Below are 16,255 nucleotides of genomic sequence, written 5' to 3'. Positions count from 1 at the left end.
CGGCGTGAGCACCCGTACGGACACCCTCGGCCCCACCCTGACCGTCACCACCGAACCGGCCGAGCCGGCCGTCGGTGACGCCGTCACCGCGACCGCGGTCCTCGTCAACGACTGCCCGTTCCCGCTGCGCGGTGCCGTCCTGTACCTGGTGGACCCGGGCGCGACGACCGCCGCGCACACCATCGCGCTCGGTGACCTGCGCCGCGGCGCGAGCATCAGCCGCTGCTGGCGCACGTCGATGCCGACCGACGTCGCCGGGGACATCGCGTTCACCGCGCACGTCGTCTTCGACGTCGACGGCCGCAGCTCCGACTGCGCGCGGGCCGCGAAGACCGTCAGCGTGCCCTATGAGCCGAACGGCGTGCGGGAGCCGTACAAGACGTTCGCCACCACCGACGACGCCCGGTTCGGGCAGTACGGCAGCCAGTTGGTGATCTGGGCGGGCGGCGCCGACCTGTCCGGCGGCCGGGACGAGAAGGGCGGCATCCGCCTGCCGGGCGCCGCCTCCGCGTCGAGTGTGGTGCAGGTCAAGACGGTCGGCCTCACCGGGAGCGACAACCCCAGCGCCAAGTACGGCATCGCCGTCGCCAACGACCTGACCGCGCCGGACAAGGGTGGCTACGCGGTGCTCACCATGTCGCAGTCCTACGGTGTGGAGTTCATGACCGACAGCGACGGTGACGGACACCTCGACACCTGGGCCGGCGGCGGCGCTTCCACCCACCCCGCCTGGCTGCGCCTGATCCGCTCCGGCACCACCTACACCGCGTACTCCACCACCAATGGCCTCGCCTGGAACGAGATCGCGAGCGTGACCGTGCCCTCCGCGAACGGTGCCCTGGATGCCGGGGTGGTGGCCAGCGCGGTGAACCTCAACCATCCCGGTACGACGGTCCGTGCCGTGTTCGACCAGTTCACCGTGGAGGAGTCGTGACCGCCTACCGCCCCGAGGAGGACTTCCTCCCGCCGCCCGTCTCACTGACCGTCACCCCGTCGGACCCCGAGCCCGGCAAGACGGTGACCCTGACCGCCACCCTGACCAACACCACCCGGATCGCTCTGCGCGGCACCGTGCTCTATCTCGCCGTGAGCGACAGCGGGGAACCGGACAGCCTGGGCAGCCTCGCGCCCGGGCGGTCGGTGACCCGCACCCTCCGGACCCGGCTGGCCGAGAACGCCGAAGGCCGGATCTCCTTCACCGCGCACGCACTGTTCGACGTGCACCGCCACGGCTCCGACTGCACGCGCGCGACCTCCTCCGTCGTGCTGCCGTACCGCTCGCTCTCCGGAGCCTTCGACAACGCGGCGATCGCCTCCGACGACGCCCTCGCCGTCGCCGACATCGACGGCTCGCACTCCAGCCTGTCCGCCCAGGCGCTGGCGTCGGTGGGGCTGACTCCGGGCGCCGAGGTCACGTACGGCGGTGTGACCTTCACCTGGCCGGACACCGCGCCCGGCAACCTCGACAACGTCGTCAGTGCCGGTCAGACCGTGCTGCTGTCAGGCTCCGGCTCCCGCCTGTCCTTCCTCGGCACCACCACCTGGGGCGCGGGCAAGGGCGACGGCAAGGTCGTCTACGCCGACGGCACCGAACAGCCCTTCTCCGTCGCCGTCCAGGACTGGTACGGGGCGAGCCCGGCCGCAGCGGTGGTGGTGCCGTACCGCCACATCGCCACCGGCCGGGACGACAGCCCCGTCAGCCTGTTCACCTTCGGCGTCGACCTGGCGGCCGGCAAGGAGCTGCGCTCCCTGGTCCTGCCCAAGGTCAGCGACGGCCTCCAGTCGGGCGTCCCCGCCCTGCACATCTTCGCCATGACGGTCAACTGAGCGTCAACTGAGCTCTGCCGGAAGGATGTTCATGCACGACAACCGAGGCGACCTCGGCACCGCCGGTGTCACCCGCAGACGGATCCTCACGGGCGCGGTGGCGGTGGGAGGCGCCGCGCTGCTGGCCCGGCCGCAGGGCGCGTACGCGGCCGACGGCGCCCTGTTCGACCCCGCTCCCGCCGCGGCCGCGCTGAAACGGCTGCTGCCCGACCACCACCGGCAGATCACCCTGCGGGCCGTCGCCGACGACACCGACCACTTCCGGGTCACCGGCCGGACCGGGCACATCACCGTGGAGGGCACCAGTCCCGGAGTGCTGCTCGCCGGCCTGCACACCTACCTACGGCGGACCGCGCACGCCTCCGTCTCCTGGACCGGCGAGCAGCTGAACCTGCCGCGCACCCTCCCCGCACCCGCCGAGGAGATCACCGGAACGGCGAACGTGCCGCACCGGTTCGCCTTCAACGACACCAACGAGGGCTACACCGGCGCCTACCGCAGCTGGGACGCCTGGCAGCATGAGTTGGACGTGCTGGCCCTGCACGGGGTCAACCGGGTCCTCGTCTACATCGGTGGCGACGCGGTGTACTACGACACCTTCCGCCGCCTCGGCTACTCCGACCCTGAACTGCGCGCCTGGATCCCGGCCCCCGCCCACCAGCCCTGGTGGCTGCTGCAGAACATGTCGGGCTTCGGCGGGCCGGTCTCCCGGCAGCTCATCGAGCGGCGTGCCGCACTCGCCCGGAAGATCGTCCGCCGGATCCGCGAGCTGGGCATGACGCCGGTCCTGCCGGGCTACTACGGCACCGTGCCGGACGACTTCCCCGCCCGGCACGGCGGGGACGCGGCGGTGGTGGCGCAGGGCACCTGGGGCGCCTTCAAACGCCCCGACTGGCTCGACCCGCGCACCGCGGCCTTCCGTGAGGTGGCCGCCGCCTTCTACCGGGCCCAGTCGGAGCGGTTCGGTGACAGCACGATGTTCAAGATGGACCTGCTGCACGAAGGCGGAAACCCCGGAGACGTGCCGGTCGGTGAGGCCGCGAAGGCCGTCGAGGCGGCGCTGCAGAAGGCACATCCGGGGGCGATCTGGGCGATCCTCGGCTGGCAGACCAACCCGTCCCGGGCGCTGCTCGACGGCGTCGACAAGAGCCGGATGCTGATCGTGGACGGTCTGTCGGACCGCTACACCACCGTCACCGACCGCGAGAGCGACTGGGGCGGCACCCCGTACGCCTTCGGCAGCATCTGGAACTTCGGCGGGCACACTCCGATCGGCGCCAACGCCCCGGACTGGGTGGAGCAGTACCCCAAGTGGCGTGACAAGGAGGGCAGTTCACTCGCCGGTGTCGCGGCCATGCCGGAGGCAGCGGACAACAACGCACCCGCCCTGGCCCTGTTGACGGACCTCGCCTGGACGTCCGGCACCGTAGACCTGGACGACTGGTTCGTGGCGTACGCCCTCTCCCGCTACGGCGGCCCGGACCGGCACGCAGCCGCGGCCTGGCGGACGATCCGCGACACCGCGTACAACATGTCCCGCGCGGACTCCTGGAGCGAGGCGCCCGACGGCCTGTTCGGCGCCCGTCCGAGCCTGACGGCGAACAAGGCCGCCGCCTGGGGCCCGGAGAAGGACCGCTACGACACCACGGCCTTCGACGCAGCGCTCACCGAACTCCTGGCCGTGCGAACCGAGTTGAGGGACAGCTCGGCCTACCGGTACGACGTCGTCGACGTGGCCCGGCAGGTCCTGTCCAACCGCAGCCGGGTACTGCTGCCGCAGATCAAGGCCGCGCACGAGGCGCGAGAAGAAGCCCTCTTCGGCAGGTTGACCAGTACTTGGCTGAACTGGATGGACCTCCTCGACGACCTGTTGGCCACCTCCGGCCCGCATCTGCTCGGGCGGTGGCTCGCCGATGCCCGGGCCTGGGGGGCCGACCGGGCCGAGAAGGACCGCCTGGAGTACGACGTCCGCTCCCTCCTCACCACCTGGGGCGGACGCGCCAGCAGCGACGAGGGCCTGCACGACTACGCCAACCGGGAGTGGTCCGGGCTGGTGGGCGGCTTGTACCGCACCCGCTGGAAGACGTTCTTCGACGCCCTCGCCAAGGGAAAGGACCCGGCGCATATCGACTGGTTCGCCCTGGAGGACCGCTGGGCGCACGCCCACGAGACACATCCGACCGAACCCCACGGTTCCCCGTACGCGTTGGCCCGCCGCGTACGCGACCTGCTCGCCGCCACTCCCCATCAGGCGGCCCTCACCGCGGCGGCCGACCGGGCCGCGGTGGCCGAGGGCACGCCCGCGACGGTGACGGTCACCTTCACCAACAGGAACGGTTTCACGGCGGCGCGAGAGGTCACCCTTTCCCTCACCGTCCCCAAGGGCATGACGGCGAAGCCGCTCGATCCGGTGCGTACGGCCTCGGTGGCGTCCGGCGGCACGTTCGCCGCTCGCTTCGAGGTCTCTCTGGCGGGCAAGCCGACGGAACTGATCGGCCAGGTCGTCGCGGTGGCGGCGTACGCGGGAGGCGGGAAGGCGGTCGCGCCGGTACGGCTGCTGGCCGCGACCGGCGTCACGGACCCGTACCGTACGGTCTCCTACAACGATGCGGTGTTCGGCCAGTCGGGCAACGAGATCGCCATCGAGGGTGCCGGGGCGGACCTGTGGGGCGCCACCAATGAGTTCGGGGCGGTGTACCGGGCGGGAGCCTGTCTCGACAAGACCGTTGCCGAGGTCACGGTCACCGCGCAGGACACGACCGGGGGTTGGGCGCGGGCGGGCCTCGTCGTCCGCAACGACCTGGCTGCTCAGGGAAGCACGGGCTATGTGAACCTGGCGGTCACACCGTCCAACGGGTGTGCGCTGAGCTGGGACGCCGACGGTGACGGCCGTTTCGACTCGATCGAGCTGGCGGGCTCCTTCACCGCGCCGGTGCGGCTACGGCTGACCAGGTCCGGCGCCTCGTACCTCGGGGAGGCCAGCACGGACGGCACCATCTGGACGACGGTGGGAACCGCCACGCCGTCAGGTGCGGCAGTTGCACAGGACATCGGGGTGTTCATGACCGCGGCCAACGGCTGGAACGGCACACGGGGCATGGCCACGTTCGACGGGTTCACGGTGGCCTGATCTCTGCGACGGCGGCCGAGGATCGACCCCGGCTCGCAGGCGACACGGGAGACGAAGCCAACGCGGAGCCGGCGGCGGCCAGTCGCCGGCTCTTGACCGATGCCTTCGAGGCAGCGAGCCCGAGACGGTGCTTGGATGGCGGGGATCCCGAGGGTCTCCAGACATGGGTGCGGCCGCGGGCGAGTCGGTCCTCGACGTGTCGACGGGAAGCAGGGACTCACAAGTGGCAGAACTTTGGGTGCGCAGCGGAATGGACCCGGAGGCCCCGGAAGCGGTCGTGGTCGCGGTAGTGATAGATCCGCACGGGTCGCCGGAGGAACGCGCTGTCGGTGAACTGTTCTCGTACGCGTACGAGGGCGAAGACTGTTTCATGCTTGTCGGCACGGACGGCTGGGCCGAGCGGCGCCTGCATGGGGAAGTCCTGAGCGTTGAGATCGTTGTCCACCGGGCTGTACTTGAGGCGTTGGCGATTGACGCAGCCGGATTCCCTGAACGCCCGCTTGTCGAACCGGACGCGGTCCGGCTGCTACGGGTGAGTACTCCTGTCGCTGGACGCCACTATGAACAGGCACTCGATGTGACGGCTGTGCTGAAGGCTCCGGCCCAGGTGACGCCCCAGCAGCTTGTGGCCGACCTCCATTCCGGTGAGGCATGGCCGCTGTTCCTGGCCCCACGCCCTCCGGCGATGACCTGAGAAGCCACCGCGACGGCCGCCACTTCACTGATCGGACCGGGTACTTATGCCTCCAGACGATCCAGCCAGGCGTCTTGACCGTCCGCCAAGGGGAAAGCCAGGGGTAGCGGCTCAAACCGGCAATGGAATGTCATGCCTCGGTCGCGCCCGCCGCCCGTCACGTGGTGGTCCCAGGCATCCGGCACATCCGCATCGCCGTCCACCTCCAGTTCGAAGAAGGTCGTGTGGCGGGGAAACAGGAGGATGGGGTGCGGGGTGTGTTCCTCCGCGAGGGGACGCAGCACCCGAACACATGTCAGCCCGCACTCTTCTTCGACTTCCCGCAGCACTGCCTCTTCCAGTGACTCCTGTAGGGCCACACCCCCCCCGCCGGGATGTGCGTGCCGGGCGGCAGGTCCGCGTCATGGTCGAACACGAGTAACTCCACCGAACCTCCCGCCCGTCGACGCAGCACATACGCAGCCACCCGGATACGCAACGTCAACTCACGCATTCGCGCAGCGTAGGCGCTGCACCTCCTCGGTCGCGGGGGAATTCGGTGTTCTTCGGGTACGGCACCATGTCAAAATCCGGCGCATGGCCGTTCGATACCCATCTCCGCTGCGTCCCGGTGACCGTGTTGGCGTCACATCTCCGTCGAGCGGCGTCGCCAAGGAACTGCGTGAGCGCCTCAACGTCGCCGTTCGTGCCGTTCAGGACCGCGGGTACGAGGTCGTCATCGGCCGGTGCATGGACGGCTCCGGGCACGTCAGCGCTTCCGCCACTGACCGCGCGAGCGAGCTGATGTCGATGCTGACCGACCCCACGATCAAGGCCATCGTGCCGCCCTGGGGCGGAGAGACCGCGATCGACCTGCTCCCACTGCTCGACTGGGACAAGCTGCGGAAGGCAGAGCCCACCTGGCTTGTCGGATTCTCCGACATATCGACTCTGATCACGCCGCTGACCCTGATCACCGGGACGGCGACCATCCATGGCGACAACCTCATGAACACGCCCTATCGAGTACCTGAAGGGCTGCGGTCGTGGCTCGACATCGTCGCAGCGCCCCCGGGGCACCGGTTCACCCAGACCCCGCCCGGTCGCCACCGGACCACCGGCTTCGACAACTTCGCCGCCCACCCCGACATACGCGAGTACACGCTCGACTCCGCGGGCGCCTGGACCCGGCTCGACGGCGGCGGCGACGTCGAGGCCGAGGGAAGGCTGATCGGCGGCTGCATCGAAACTCTGTGCAATCTCGCGGGTACGGCCTACCTCGACGTCTCGGCCTTCGCTCGCGACGCATCACCGGACGGGCTCCTCGTCTATGTGGAAGCAGCCCAAGACGACGCATTCACCATCTGCCGCAATCTGCACGGCATGAAGCTCGCCGGATTCTTCGACCGGGCGAACGCCGTACTCGTCGGGCGGACCAACGCACCCGACAACCGTTCCCTGACCCAGCACGAAGCCGTCCTCGACGCACTCGGTTCTCTCAACCTGCCGATCCTCGCCGACATCGAGTGCGGCCACGTCCCGCCCTATATGCCGATCGTCAACGGAGCGCACGGCCGCATCATTCACACCCCGAGCCGCAGCGAACTGACGCAGACCTTGAACTGAGACATCGGACCGATCACCCGTGGATCAAGATGCCTGTTCTGGCCTCGGTGTGCGTCATGCGATGCTCACGTCATGACTGATCAACCCGAGCTTGCCATCGTCCGCTGGCCAGGTCAGGCCCCTTCCGCTCAGAATGGGCCGGCAGATCTGCTGGCGGCCTACCATCTGCAGACGCAGGCCGAGAAGGGGGAGGCCGTCTCCGGTGTTGATGGGTTGCCGGATCGCTACCGGGTTGAGATCGCGGATCCGCAGACCGTGTTCGTGGACGATGTCGTGCTGCTGGCGTTGAGCGGGGACACCCCGGTGGGCTGTCTGGTGGTGACCGCCTCCGGCGACGGACGGTCCGAGGTGAAGAGGCTCTGGACGGACCCGGCGTTCCGAGGGCGGGGCATCGCGTCCAGCCTGGTCAGCGCCGCGCTCGTGCATGCTGCGGAAAGCGGCGTCAGCGCGGTGCGGCTCTCGGTGTGGAAGTGGCGGGCGGGCGCGATCGCCCTGTACGAGCGGCTCGGATTCACCGTCACCGAGTCATGGGACGAGCGGGACCAACTGGTCTGCATGGAACGAGCCGTGTGAGTGTCACGGCCAAGGGGCATGTGTGTGCCCCAGTAGGCGTCAGATGTCGTGCGGCGAATGGGTCGGCGTCAGGTGTGTGGGGCGAAGGCGGATGTGGACAGTGCGGGGTGGTGCTGGGCGGAGCGCGCGGCGCGGGCTGCTCCGCGTATGGCGGCGTTGTGTGGTCGGGGTACTGGCTGGACGGGGCTGTGCAGGCGTGCGGCCAACTGGTGGGTGAACTCGGGGTGCAGGGCGGCGCCGCCGGCGAGCAGTGGGCCGCGGTCGAGAGCATCGACGAGTTGCGGCTGCGGGTGGTCGCACAGCATTTTGGTGATCATCGTCGTGACGGCGGTGACCAGTTCGGCAAGGCTGCTGGTCGCAAGGTCGCTGGTGCCCATGGTGCCGCGGCAGGCTGCGGTGACGGCTCCGTCGGTGAGCAGGGCGACTTCACTGAGGTGGGCGCCGATGTCAAGGACGAGCAGCGGCTCGCAGAGGTCGGCGCCGGAGTCCAGGGCGATGGCCTTGACGCTGTCGATGGCCCATACGCTGCGCGGTCGCAGGATCTGCAGGGCACCGACGGCGGTGGTGTGGTGGCGGGCGTCGCTGAGGACGGGGGTGGTGAAGACGACGACGGGGTGGGCGCCGGCCGGTAGGCGGCCGGCGAGCAGCCGGGAGATGAGCATGGTCAAGGCCGCCGGGTCGACGATGGCGCCCCGGTGAATGGGGCAGGCCGTGGCCGTGCCACGGGGGGTGGCGGTGGGCACGTCGAGGATGGTCGCGTGGCCTTGGGTCCAGATACGGGTACGGGCGCTGCCCAGATCGAGAGCGATGGCGGGGCAGTGGCGCTGGCGCATGCCGACGCCCCGGCCGTGAGGGTTGGGCTGGGTGTGTGGTGCGCTTGCCGTGGTGCCGCGCAGGACCATCGTCGGCCTCCTTCGCTGCAAGCTGGGTGGCGGGGTACGCGGTGGGGCCCGGTCTCCCCTTGTTCCTCCACCTTGGCCGGGGCAGACAGCCTGCGGCCATCGGTCGGCGCACCCATTTCCGGTGACTCGGAGGGTGCACCGCGGCATCGGCCGGCGTGAACCGCACCCCCTACGGCTGTCCACCGGTGTGAGCCGGCCGTCCGGGAATCTGCTGCTCGGGTCAGGGTCTGCGGGGTGGGCGGATGCGTTCGCCGCGCCGGTGGAGTTCCACGGCCACCGGAGCAGCGGTGAAGACGGACGAGTACGTGCCGACGGCCAGCCCGATGAGGAGCGCCAGGGCGAAGTCGGTGAGCGAGGGCCCGCCGAGCACGGCGAGCGCGGCGAGGATGAAGGCGGCGCCCATGCCGGTGTTCACGGTGCGGGGCAGGGTCTGCAGGATCGCCTGGTTCGCGATGTCGGGCAGCGGTGCTTGGGGGGCCTTTCGGGCCAGTTCCCTGACGCGGTCGAAGAGGACCACGGAGTCGTTGACCGAGTAGCCGATGACGGTGAGCAGGGCCGCCAGGAACACGCCGTCGATGGACCTGCCGAGCCAGGCGAAGACGCCGACGAGGATGACCACGTCGTGGGCGAGGGCGATGACCGCGGCGCTGCCGAACACCCAGCGGAAGCGCGCGGCGAGGTAGACGAACTGGGCGCCGAGGGCCACGGCGAGCGCGATCAGGGCGCCCCGGCGCAGCTCCTCGCCGAGGCTGGGGCCGATCAGTTCGTCGCGGACCTTGTCCGCGCCGCCGGCGAGCTCGCGCACGGTGCCCGTGACCTCGGCCTCCTCGGCGTTGTTCAGCGGCTCGGTGCGAACCGTCAGGCCGGTGTCACCGGAGGACCGCACGACGGCGCGGGGGAATCCGGCATCGGCGAGCGCGGTGCGGGCGGTGTCGGCGTCGACGGGGGTGCTGGTGGCGTACTCGATGAGGCGGCCACCGGTGAACTCCACGCCCAGGTCGACGCCGCGCACGGCGATGCCCGAGGCGGCCAGGACGAGCACGGCGGCGGAGGTGGCCAGCCAGCGGCGGGGGTGCCGCATCAGCTGGGGGTTGCGGCGGGTGAGGCGGTCGCGGACGGCACCGGTGGCCGCGATGCCGGTGAGGCGCGGGCGCCGACGTATCCGGGGGCGGCTCGCGGCGTACTCGGCGAGCACGCGGGTGATCACCAGGGCGCTGAACATGGAGGCGAGCACGCCGATGCCGAGGGTGACACCGAAGCCGCGCACGGGCCCGGAGGCGAGGAAGAACAGCAGGGCGGCCGCGATCAGTGTGGTGATGTTGGAGTCGGCGATCGCACTGAAGGCGCCCCGGAATCCGGCCGCCAGCGCCGAGCGGGTACTGGCGCGGCAGCGGGCCGCGTACTCTTCTCGGGCCCGTTCGAAGACCAGCACATTCGAGTCCACGGCCATGCCGATCGCCAGGACGAAACCGGCCAGGCCCGGCAGGGTGAGGGTGGCGCCGAGTGCGGCCAGGGCGGCGTAGGAGAGGAGTCCGTAGCAGGCAAGTGCTACTACCGCCAGCACGCCCATCAGCCGGTAGAACACGATGATGAACAGCGCGGTCAGCGCCGTGCCGAGGGCTGCGGCCCAGGCGCTCGCGGTGATGGCCTGGGCCCCGAGGGTGGCGCCGACGGTGCGCTGTTCGACGGTTTCGACGGGCACGGGCAGAGCCCCGCCGTTGATGAGCAGGGAGAGGTCGCGGGCTTCCTCCGGGGTGAAGGAACCCGTGATCTGTGTGGCGCCGTCGCGGATGCCGGTGCCGCAGGCGACGGAGGGGTCGACCTGCGGCGAGGAGATGACCTTCGCGTCGAGGACGATGGCCACCCGCCGCGCCGGGTCGCCCGGCTGGTGACAGGCGGCCTCGCCGGTCAGCCGGGCCCATCCCTCGCGGCCGGCTCCCTCGAAGTCGACGGTGACGTGCCATCCGGCGCCGCCCTGCCGGTCGATCCGGGCAGCAGCCTCCTTGACGTGCCCGCCGGTCAGGGCCGCGGCCCCGAGGCGCAGCGGCGTGCCGGACTCGTCGGGCAGGACCTGCTCCCGGGGCCGCTTCGGCAGCGTGCGGGAGGTGTCGTGGGCGGTGCCGAGCACCGGGTGGAAGGTGAGCTGCGCGGTACGGCCCAGGACGTCGGCGGCCTTCTTCGGGTCCTGCACACCGGGCAGTTCGACGATGATCCGGTTGTCGCCGGAGCGGACGAGGGTGGGTTCGGCTACGCCGAGCGCGTCGATACGGCCGCGCAGTACCTCCAGGGTGCGGTCGGTGGCATCTCCGCCGGCATCGGCGGTGGGGCGGGTCTGGAGCACGATCTGCGTACCACCGCGCAGGTCGAGTCCGAGGTGGACCGGCACGGCGACGGCGATGGACAGGGATATGGCGATCGCGGCGAGCGCGATCAACGCCCTGACGCGGGCGGAACGGGTCACAGGAAGCCTCCGGCAGGCGCACCACGACCACCGACGAGACGGTCTGGGTGCTTTGAGGAGAGGGAAGGGGGTGGTGTCAGATGCCGGAAAGGTCAGGCGGTGCCCGCCCACGGTCATGGGGTGTGTGAGGCTCTACGGCTGAGGCGTGCGTGGTCTGCGTCGAATGCCGCGCCGGTCCGGGCGGGGTGACGGCCGTTCCTTGAGCGCAGGTGGCGGGCTGGCAGCGCGGAGCAGGGTGCTCGCGGTGCGGCTCCTGGCGCGTGGCTGCTCGGACGGTGCAGGCGGTGTCGCATCCCTCGTCGGCGCGCGGTCCGGTGTCCCGGTGGTGGGCCGCTGTTGCCGCCATGCCGGCCGTTGGGACGCCCGTCGCTGCGGGCCCGGTGAGGGCGGGAGCGGCCAGCAGCGTCAGTACGACGGCCGTCAGCAGCGCGAGGGCGGGGTGCCGGACGCTGCCGGTGCCGGGGGCGGTGCGCGCGGTGCGGTGCATGCACCGTCCCCCTTTCATCGTGGTGTGCGGCCGCAATCCCTGGGGTGTCCCCCGTGATCGGGCAGGGAGGTCAGGGTTCGATCAGGCCGGCGCGGATGGCGTAGCGGGTGAGTTCCAGGCGGTCGCGCAGGCCGAGTTTCTGCAGCAGGTTGGCGCGGTGCCGCTGGACCGTTTTGACGCTGATGAACAGCAGGTCGGCGATCTCCTTGGAGGAGTGCCCCTCGGCGACCAGTTTCAGGACCTCTTCCTCGCGGGGGGTGAGGATCTGGTCGGGGGTTTCCTCGCCATGGCGGGCCCGGTGGAGGTAGTTGCGGATCAGTGCGGTGACCGCGCCCGGATACAGGAAGGGCTCGTCGCGCATGGCCGCCCGGCAGGCGGCGACCAGGTCCCGGTCGGCGACGGACTTCAGCACATATCCGCTGGCCCCTGCCTTCAGGGCCTGGAAGAAGTACTGCTCGTTGTCGTGCATGGTGAGCATCAGGATCCGCAGGGCCGGTTTGAGGGCGGCAAGTTCGCGGGCGGCCTGCAGTCCGGTCATGCGGGGCATGGCGATGTCGAGCACGGCCAGGTCGACGTCGTGGGTGCGGGCCAGCTCGATGGCCTCGGCGCCGTCACCGGCCTCCGCGACCACTTCGAGATCCGGTTCCTGGTCGAGGATGAGCCGCACACCGCGGCGGACCAGCGCGTGGTCGTCGGCGAGCAGAATGCGGATCGTGCTCGTTCCCGTCCCAGAGGGCACAGTCGTGTCAGGCATGGTCGGAGCTCTTCCTGGAAACGGGAGCCGTGAGCTGGACCCGGGTGCCGGTGCGGGGCGCCGGGGTGATCTCAAGGCTGCCCCCGATGAGCAGGGCCCGCTCGCGCATGCCTCGGATGCCGGCGCCTTCACGGGGAGCCTTGATGCCCGAGCCGTCGTCGGTGACCGTCAGCACCACACTGTCGTCGGTGTGACGCAGGGCTAGGGTGACCCGCCGGCCGTTCGCGTGGCGGGCGACGTTGGTCAGCGACTCCTGGGCGACGCGGTACACGACCAGTTCGGTCTCCGGCGCGAGCGCCGGCAGCTCGGTGTCGAAGCGGCGGGTGACCTGCAGCCCGGTGTGGGTGGCGAAGTCCTCTGTGAGCGAGGTCAGGGCGCTGACCAGACCCAGGTCGTCGAGCACGCCGGGGCGCAGCCGGCGTACCAGGCGGCGGATTTCGTCCAGGCTCTCCCGGGTGATCTCCTGTACCTCGTGGAGCTCCTGGCGCAGCGGCGCCGGTGCGTCGTCGGCGGCGCGTTTGAGTCCCAGCAGGATCGCGGTCATGGTCTGGCCGACCTCGTCATGGAGTTCTTGCGCGATACGGCGGCGTTCGGCCTCCTGCGCCAGCAGGGCCTGGGCACTGCTGGTGGCCCTTTCCTGTTCCAGCCGTTCGAGCATGGCGTTGAACGTGCGCATCACCTCGGCGACCTCGCCGCCGCCGGAGGCGGGCAGGCGCTGGCCGGGGCGCAGCAGGTCCACCGTGGTCATCAGCTTGGTGAGCCGGTCCAGCGGGGCCAGGCCGAGCCGCAGGAGTGCGGCGTTGGCGACCAGCATCACGGCCAGGCCGGCGACCAGGACGACCGCCTCGGTGAGCACAACCGGTACGGAGACGGTCACCGGAGCCCACAGCAGCAGGGCCGTGGCCGTGCCCAGCACCACCGCGTTGAGGGCGAAGATCCGCCAGAACAAGGACACCGGCTGCACGCCTCCCCTTCTTGTCTTCACCTCCACTGTGCAGCCCGCCCCGTTGACGGTGCCGGGTGATCGAAGTGAGCCTGCGGCCAGCCTGCCGCTTCCCGCGTGCCCCGTCGATGGGGCACGGACCCCATTTCCGGGCCTGCGCGCCACCGATGACGCCGCGGTGTGGATCCCGCGGCCGGGCGTAAATGGGGCCCGCGCCCGATGGGTATCCGCCGTCGGCCCGGCCAGGGTGGAAGGCACCGGGCAGCCGACGGCCGACCCGGCAACACCGGCGCGCAGCTCGCCGTCCGGCACGCGACCGTGCCACACCTGCGGTAGATCCTCGAGAAAGGGATGGCTGATGTCACTCGACACCACCCGGGCCGAACACCACCCGCATGAGGCGCGACAGCGCCTGGAACACGCCCGCAGCTCCCGGCTGGCACAGCTGCAGGCCCTCAAGGAGACCGCCCAGACGGCGGACGACCACCTGCTGTCCGAGCAGAGGACCGCGATGGAGCGAACCCTCAAAGAGATCGAGGAAGCCTTCGCCCGCATCGAGGACGGAACCTACGGAACCTGCCTGGGTTGCGGCAAGCCGATCCCCGGGGAACGGCTGGAGATCCTCCCGCACACCCGCCTCTGCGTCACCTGCCAACGCCGCGCCACCTGACCACCGCCCGTTTCGACCTCCCGCGCGCTGCCCTCGAAGGGGTGAAGTGGTGAACCGCCAGACCATCAGCCAGAGCACGGCACAGCCGTCGGCCGAGGACCTTGCCGCCCTGCGCGAGAACCTGCACGAGCAGCGCCTGTTCCGTCAGGAGCAGTTGCAGCAGCTCGCCGGACCGGTCACCTCCCGCACCGAGGACCGGCTCCAGCAGCAGGCCGCCTCCCAGATCGAGGTGCACATCAAGCTCGCCGCCTCCGCCCGCATGGTCCTCGCCGACGTCGAAGCAGCCCTGAAACGCATGGACGACGGCTCGTACGGCATCTGCCATCTGTGCCGGCGCCCCATCGACCGGGAGCGGCTGATGATCGTGCCGCAGGCCCGCTACTGCGTCCGCTGCCAGCAGGTCAAGGAGGCAATCCCATGACCGGCACCTCCCACCCCCACTCCGTCGTCCCGCACCGGCCCTGGCCGATGTGCCGGCGCTGCTGCGGCATCGCCCTGGACATGGGAAGCGCCCGCACCCGTGTCTGGATCGCCGGCCGGGGCGTGGTCGTCGACGTGCCGACCGTGTCCTTCCCCGGCACCGGCGCGGTGTACCCCGTCCAGCGCGGCACCATCATCGACACCGCGGGGTGTGCCCGGATGCTGCAGCGCCTGCTCGCCGGCCGCCTGCCCCGCTTCACCCGCGCCATGGTCATCGTCACCGCTCCCGTGCTGGACGGCGTCGCCTACCGCACCCAGGCCCGCACCGCACTCGACGTGCTGCGGCCGCGCAGTGTCCTGACCGTGCCCGGCGCCCGGGCCATCGCCGTGGCGGCCGGTGCGGACCTGTCCCGTCCGCTGATGGTGGTGGACATCGGCGCCCACCTCACCGAAGCGGTCCTGCTGTGCGACGGCGCCGTCACCGACGCACGCCGCACTGCCCTGGGCACGAGCGACCTGGACGGGACGACCACGCCCGAGCAGATCGCCGAGACGGTGGCCACGATGCTGACCGCGATGCTCCGCCAGGACCGCACCTCGCTCACCCTCGATGCCCTGCACCGCGGCATCCTCCTGGCCGGTGGCGGCGCCCTGCGTCCCGAGATCACCTACCACCTCACCGGCCGGCTGCAGGTGCCGCTGAGCATGGTTCCGGCCCCGCACACCGCAGCCGTCCGCGGCGCCGCCGAACTCCTGCAGGCCGCCCACACCCACCCATCCGCCTCCGGCACCCTCCCGCCAACTGTCCGCCGCCACTAGTGCCTGTCGTTTCGATCAGCACGGCGTCGCGGGCCCTGGCACGCACTCCCCCACTGACTTAAGGGCGTGGAGGGACCCCCAGCCGCGTTGTCGTCACTCTCCCCCACTCTCGAATTCGCTCGAGCGGGGGGGACCCCCATGACCCCGCTCAGGGCAGTCGGGAAACCCCGTTAGCCATAGCCGTGATCCAAACGACAGGCCCTGGGCCGCGCCCTCGTCACCGAGCTCCTCGGCATCCCGCATCCGCTGCGTCCACCGCCGAAAGGAGGACCCATGCCCGGCCGCACACCCCCACCGCCACCTCCGCGGGAACTCCCCCGCGTCATGCTCTGGCGTCTGCGGCGCAATCCCCTGCGCCGGCGCGGCGATCTGCTCCAGGCATGGCTCGGAATCGGCCTGGTCCTGGCCGCACTGGCCGCCACTCCCCTCGCCATGTTCCTGGTCGGCGACGTCGCCCACGACCACTACACCCGCACCGCCCGGCACCAGGCCGAGACCCGCCACGACACCACCGCCACCCTTCTCGAGGACGCCCGGCGCCACCCCGAACCCGGCTCCGCCGAAGCCAAGAAGACCCGCTACCCGACCAAGGTCCGCTGCATCGACCGCAACGGGCACACCCACACCGCCACCGCCGACGTCCAGCCCGCACTGACCAAGGGCAGCATCATCCGCGTCTGGGCCGGCACCGACGGAAAGCTCACCGACCCGCCCCTGAGCCCCCGTCAGGTCCGCGACCGCGCCGTGGGGTCGGCCGTCATCGCCGCCCTCGCCGTCCAGGCCACCGCAGCCGTCGCCTACGGCACCGTCGCCCGCATCATCGACCGCCGCAACCTCGCCGCATGGGACACCGCCTGGGCCGAAACGGCTCCGCGCTGGACGACATCGCCGTAGTCCCCGTCCCGCCAATCGGCCTCGCGACGCATCCCGTGTCCTGCACATGGACATCGCGGACAAGGGCCCCGGCGTC

The 16,255-nt window shown here is 70.8% G+C and carries 16 protein-coding genes; 10 read left to right on the top strand and 6 right to left on the bottom strand.

Going from position 1 to position 16,255, the window contains the following annotated elements; all coding sequences use genetic code 11:
* The first annotated feature begins 4 nt into the window (after positions 1-4).
* The 4 genes from ABD355_RS18890 (at position 5) to ABD355_RS18875 (ending at position 5,651) form a co-directional block, all read left to right on the top strand.
* Complete coding sequence (locus tag ABD355_RS18890; protein ID WP_344401622.1) at positions 5-934, top strand: DUF1349 domain-containing protein; 930 nt, start codon at positions 5-7, stop codon at positions 932-934.
* Entirely contained in the window at positions 931-1,827 is an 897-nt protein-coding gene (locus ABD355_RS18885; RefSeq protein WP_344401621.1) for a beta-glucosidase, read from the top strand. The genes ABD355_RS18890 and ABD355_RS18885 overlap by 4 nt, the downstream gene beginning before the upstream one ends.
* 31 nt (positions 1,828-1,858) lie before the next feature.
* A complete protein-coding gene (locus ABD355_RS18880) occupies positions 1,859-4,957 on the top strand; it encodes an alpha-N-acetylglucosaminidase (protein ID WP_344401620.1) in 3,099 nt (1,032 codons plus the stop codon).
* 223 nt (positions 4,958-5,180) lie between these two features.
* A complete protein-coding gene (locus ABD355_RS18875) occupies positions 5,181-5,651 on the top strand; it encodes a hypothetical protein (protein WP_344401619.1) in 471 nt (156 codons plus the stop codon).
* A 44-nt stretch (positions 5,652-5,695) separates the two neighbouring features.
* On the opposite strand, the gene ABD355_RS18870 is transcribed toward ABD355_RS18875, so the two are convergent.
* Positions 5,696-6,010, bottom strand: coding sequence for an NUDIX domain-containing protein (locus ABD355_RS18870; RefSeq protein ID WP_344401617.1), 315 nt, complete (start codon positions 6,008-6,010; stop codon positions 5,696-5,698).
* A 217-nt stretch (positions 6,011-6,227) separates the two neighbouring features.
* Here ABD355_RS18870 and ABD355_RS18865 point away from each other — a divergent pair, with 217 nt between their 5' ends.
* Both ABD355_RS18865 and ABD355_RS18860 read left to right on the top strand, forming a co-directional pair.
* Positions 6,228-7,256: a S66 family peptidase gene (locus tag ABD355_RS18865; protein WP_344401615.1), complete on the top strand. Its 1,029-nt coding sequence runs from the start codon at positions 6,228-6,230 to the stop codon at positions 7,254-7,256.
* Between the two features lie 72 nt (positions 7,257-7,328).
* Positions 7,329-7,829, top strand: coding sequence for a GNAT family N-acetyltransferase (locus ABD355_RS18860; RefSeq protein ID WP_344401614.1), 501 nt, complete (start codon positions 7,329-7,331; stop codon positions 7,827-7,829).
* 68 nt (positions 7,830-7,897) lie between these two features.
* On the opposite strand, the gene ABD355_RS18855 is transcribed toward ABD355_RS18860, so the two are convergent.
* From ABD355_RS18855 to ABD355_RS18835, 5 genes are all read right to left on the bottom strand, one after another.
* Positions 7,898-8,731 (bottom strand): hypothetical protein, encoded by an 834-nt coding sequence (locus ABD355_RS18855; RefSeq protein WP_344401612.1) that lies wholly within the window; start codon positions 8,729-8,731, stop codon positions 7,898-7,900.
* 220 nt (positions 8,732-8,951) lie between these two features.
* Positions 8,952-11,192 carry a protein translocase subunit SecD gene (gene secD / locus ABD355_RS18850; protein ID WP_344401610.1) on the bottom strand — a complete coding sequence of 747 codons (2,241 nt, stop codon included), beginning with the start codon at positions 11,190-11,192 and terminating at the stop codon, positions 8,952-8,954.
* A gap of 76 nt (positions 11,193-11,268) precedes the next feature.
* Positions 11,269-11,679, bottom strand: a complete 411-nt coding sequence (locus ABD355_RS18845; RefSeq protein ID WP_344401608.1) for a DUF6153 family protein — start codon at positions 11,677-11,679, stop codon at positions 11,269-11,271.
* 70 nt (positions 11,680-11,749) lie between these two features.
* Positions 11,750-12,433 (bottom strand): response regulator, encoded by a 684-nt coding sequence (locus tag ABD355_RS18840; RefSeq protein ID WP_344401607.1) that lies wholly within the window; start codon positions 12,431-12,433, stop codon positions 11,750-11,752.
* On the bottom strand, positions 12,426-13,388 hold the full coding sequence (locus ABD355_RS18835) for a HAMP domain-containing sensor histidine kinase (protein WP_344401668.1): 963 nt from the start codon (positions 13,386-13,388) through the stop codon (positions 12,426-12,428). Before ABD355_RS18835 ends, ABD355_RS18840 begins: the two co-directional genes overlap by 8 nt.
* A 346-nt stretch (positions 13,389-13,734) precedes the next feature.
* Between ABD355_RS18835 and ABD355_RS18830 the strand changes: the two genes are divergently transcribed.
* The 4 genes from ABD355_RS18830 (at position 13,735) to ABD355_RS18815 (ending at position 16,179) form a co-directional block, all read left to right on the top strand.
* Entirely contained in the window at positions 13,735-14,046 is a 312-nt protein-coding gene (locus ABD355_RS18830; RefSeq protein ID WP_344401606.1) for a TraR/DksA family transcriptional regulator, read from the top strand.
* Between the two features lie 46 nt (positions 14,047-14,092).
* Positions 14,093-14,467 (top strand): TraR/DksA family transcriptional regulator, encoded by a 375-nt coding sequence (locus tag ABD355_RS18825; RefSeq protein ID WP_344401605.1) that lies wholly within the window; start codon positions 14,093-14,095, stop codon positions 14,465-14,467.
* Positions 14,464-15,285: a rod shape-determining protein gene (locus ABD355_RS18820; protein WP_344401604.1), complete on the top strand. Its 822-nt coding sequence runs from the start codon at positions 14,464-14,466 to the stop codon at positions 15,283-15,285. Before ABD355_RS18825 ends, ABD355_RS18820 begins: the two co-directional genes overlap by 4 nt.
* Before the next feature lie 273 nt (positions 15,286-15,558).
* Positions 15,559-16,179 carry an Rv1733c family protein gene (locus ABD355_RS18815; RefSeq protein ID WP_344401603.1) on the top strand — a complete coding sequence of 207 codons (621 nt, stop codon included), beginning with the start codon at positions 15,559-15,561 and terminating at the stop codon, positions 16,177-16,179.
* The last annotated feature ends 76 nt before the right edge of the window (positions 16,180-16,255 follow it).

The organism is Streptomyces longisporus, assembly GCF_039532765.1.
Taxonomy (GTDB): Bacteria; Actinomycetota; Actinomycetes; order Streptomycetales; family Streptomycetaceae; genus Streptomyces; species Streptomyces longisporus.
The sequence above is the reverse complement of the archived record's forward strand: the minus strand, read 5'-3'. Positions and strand labels throughout refer to the sequence as shown.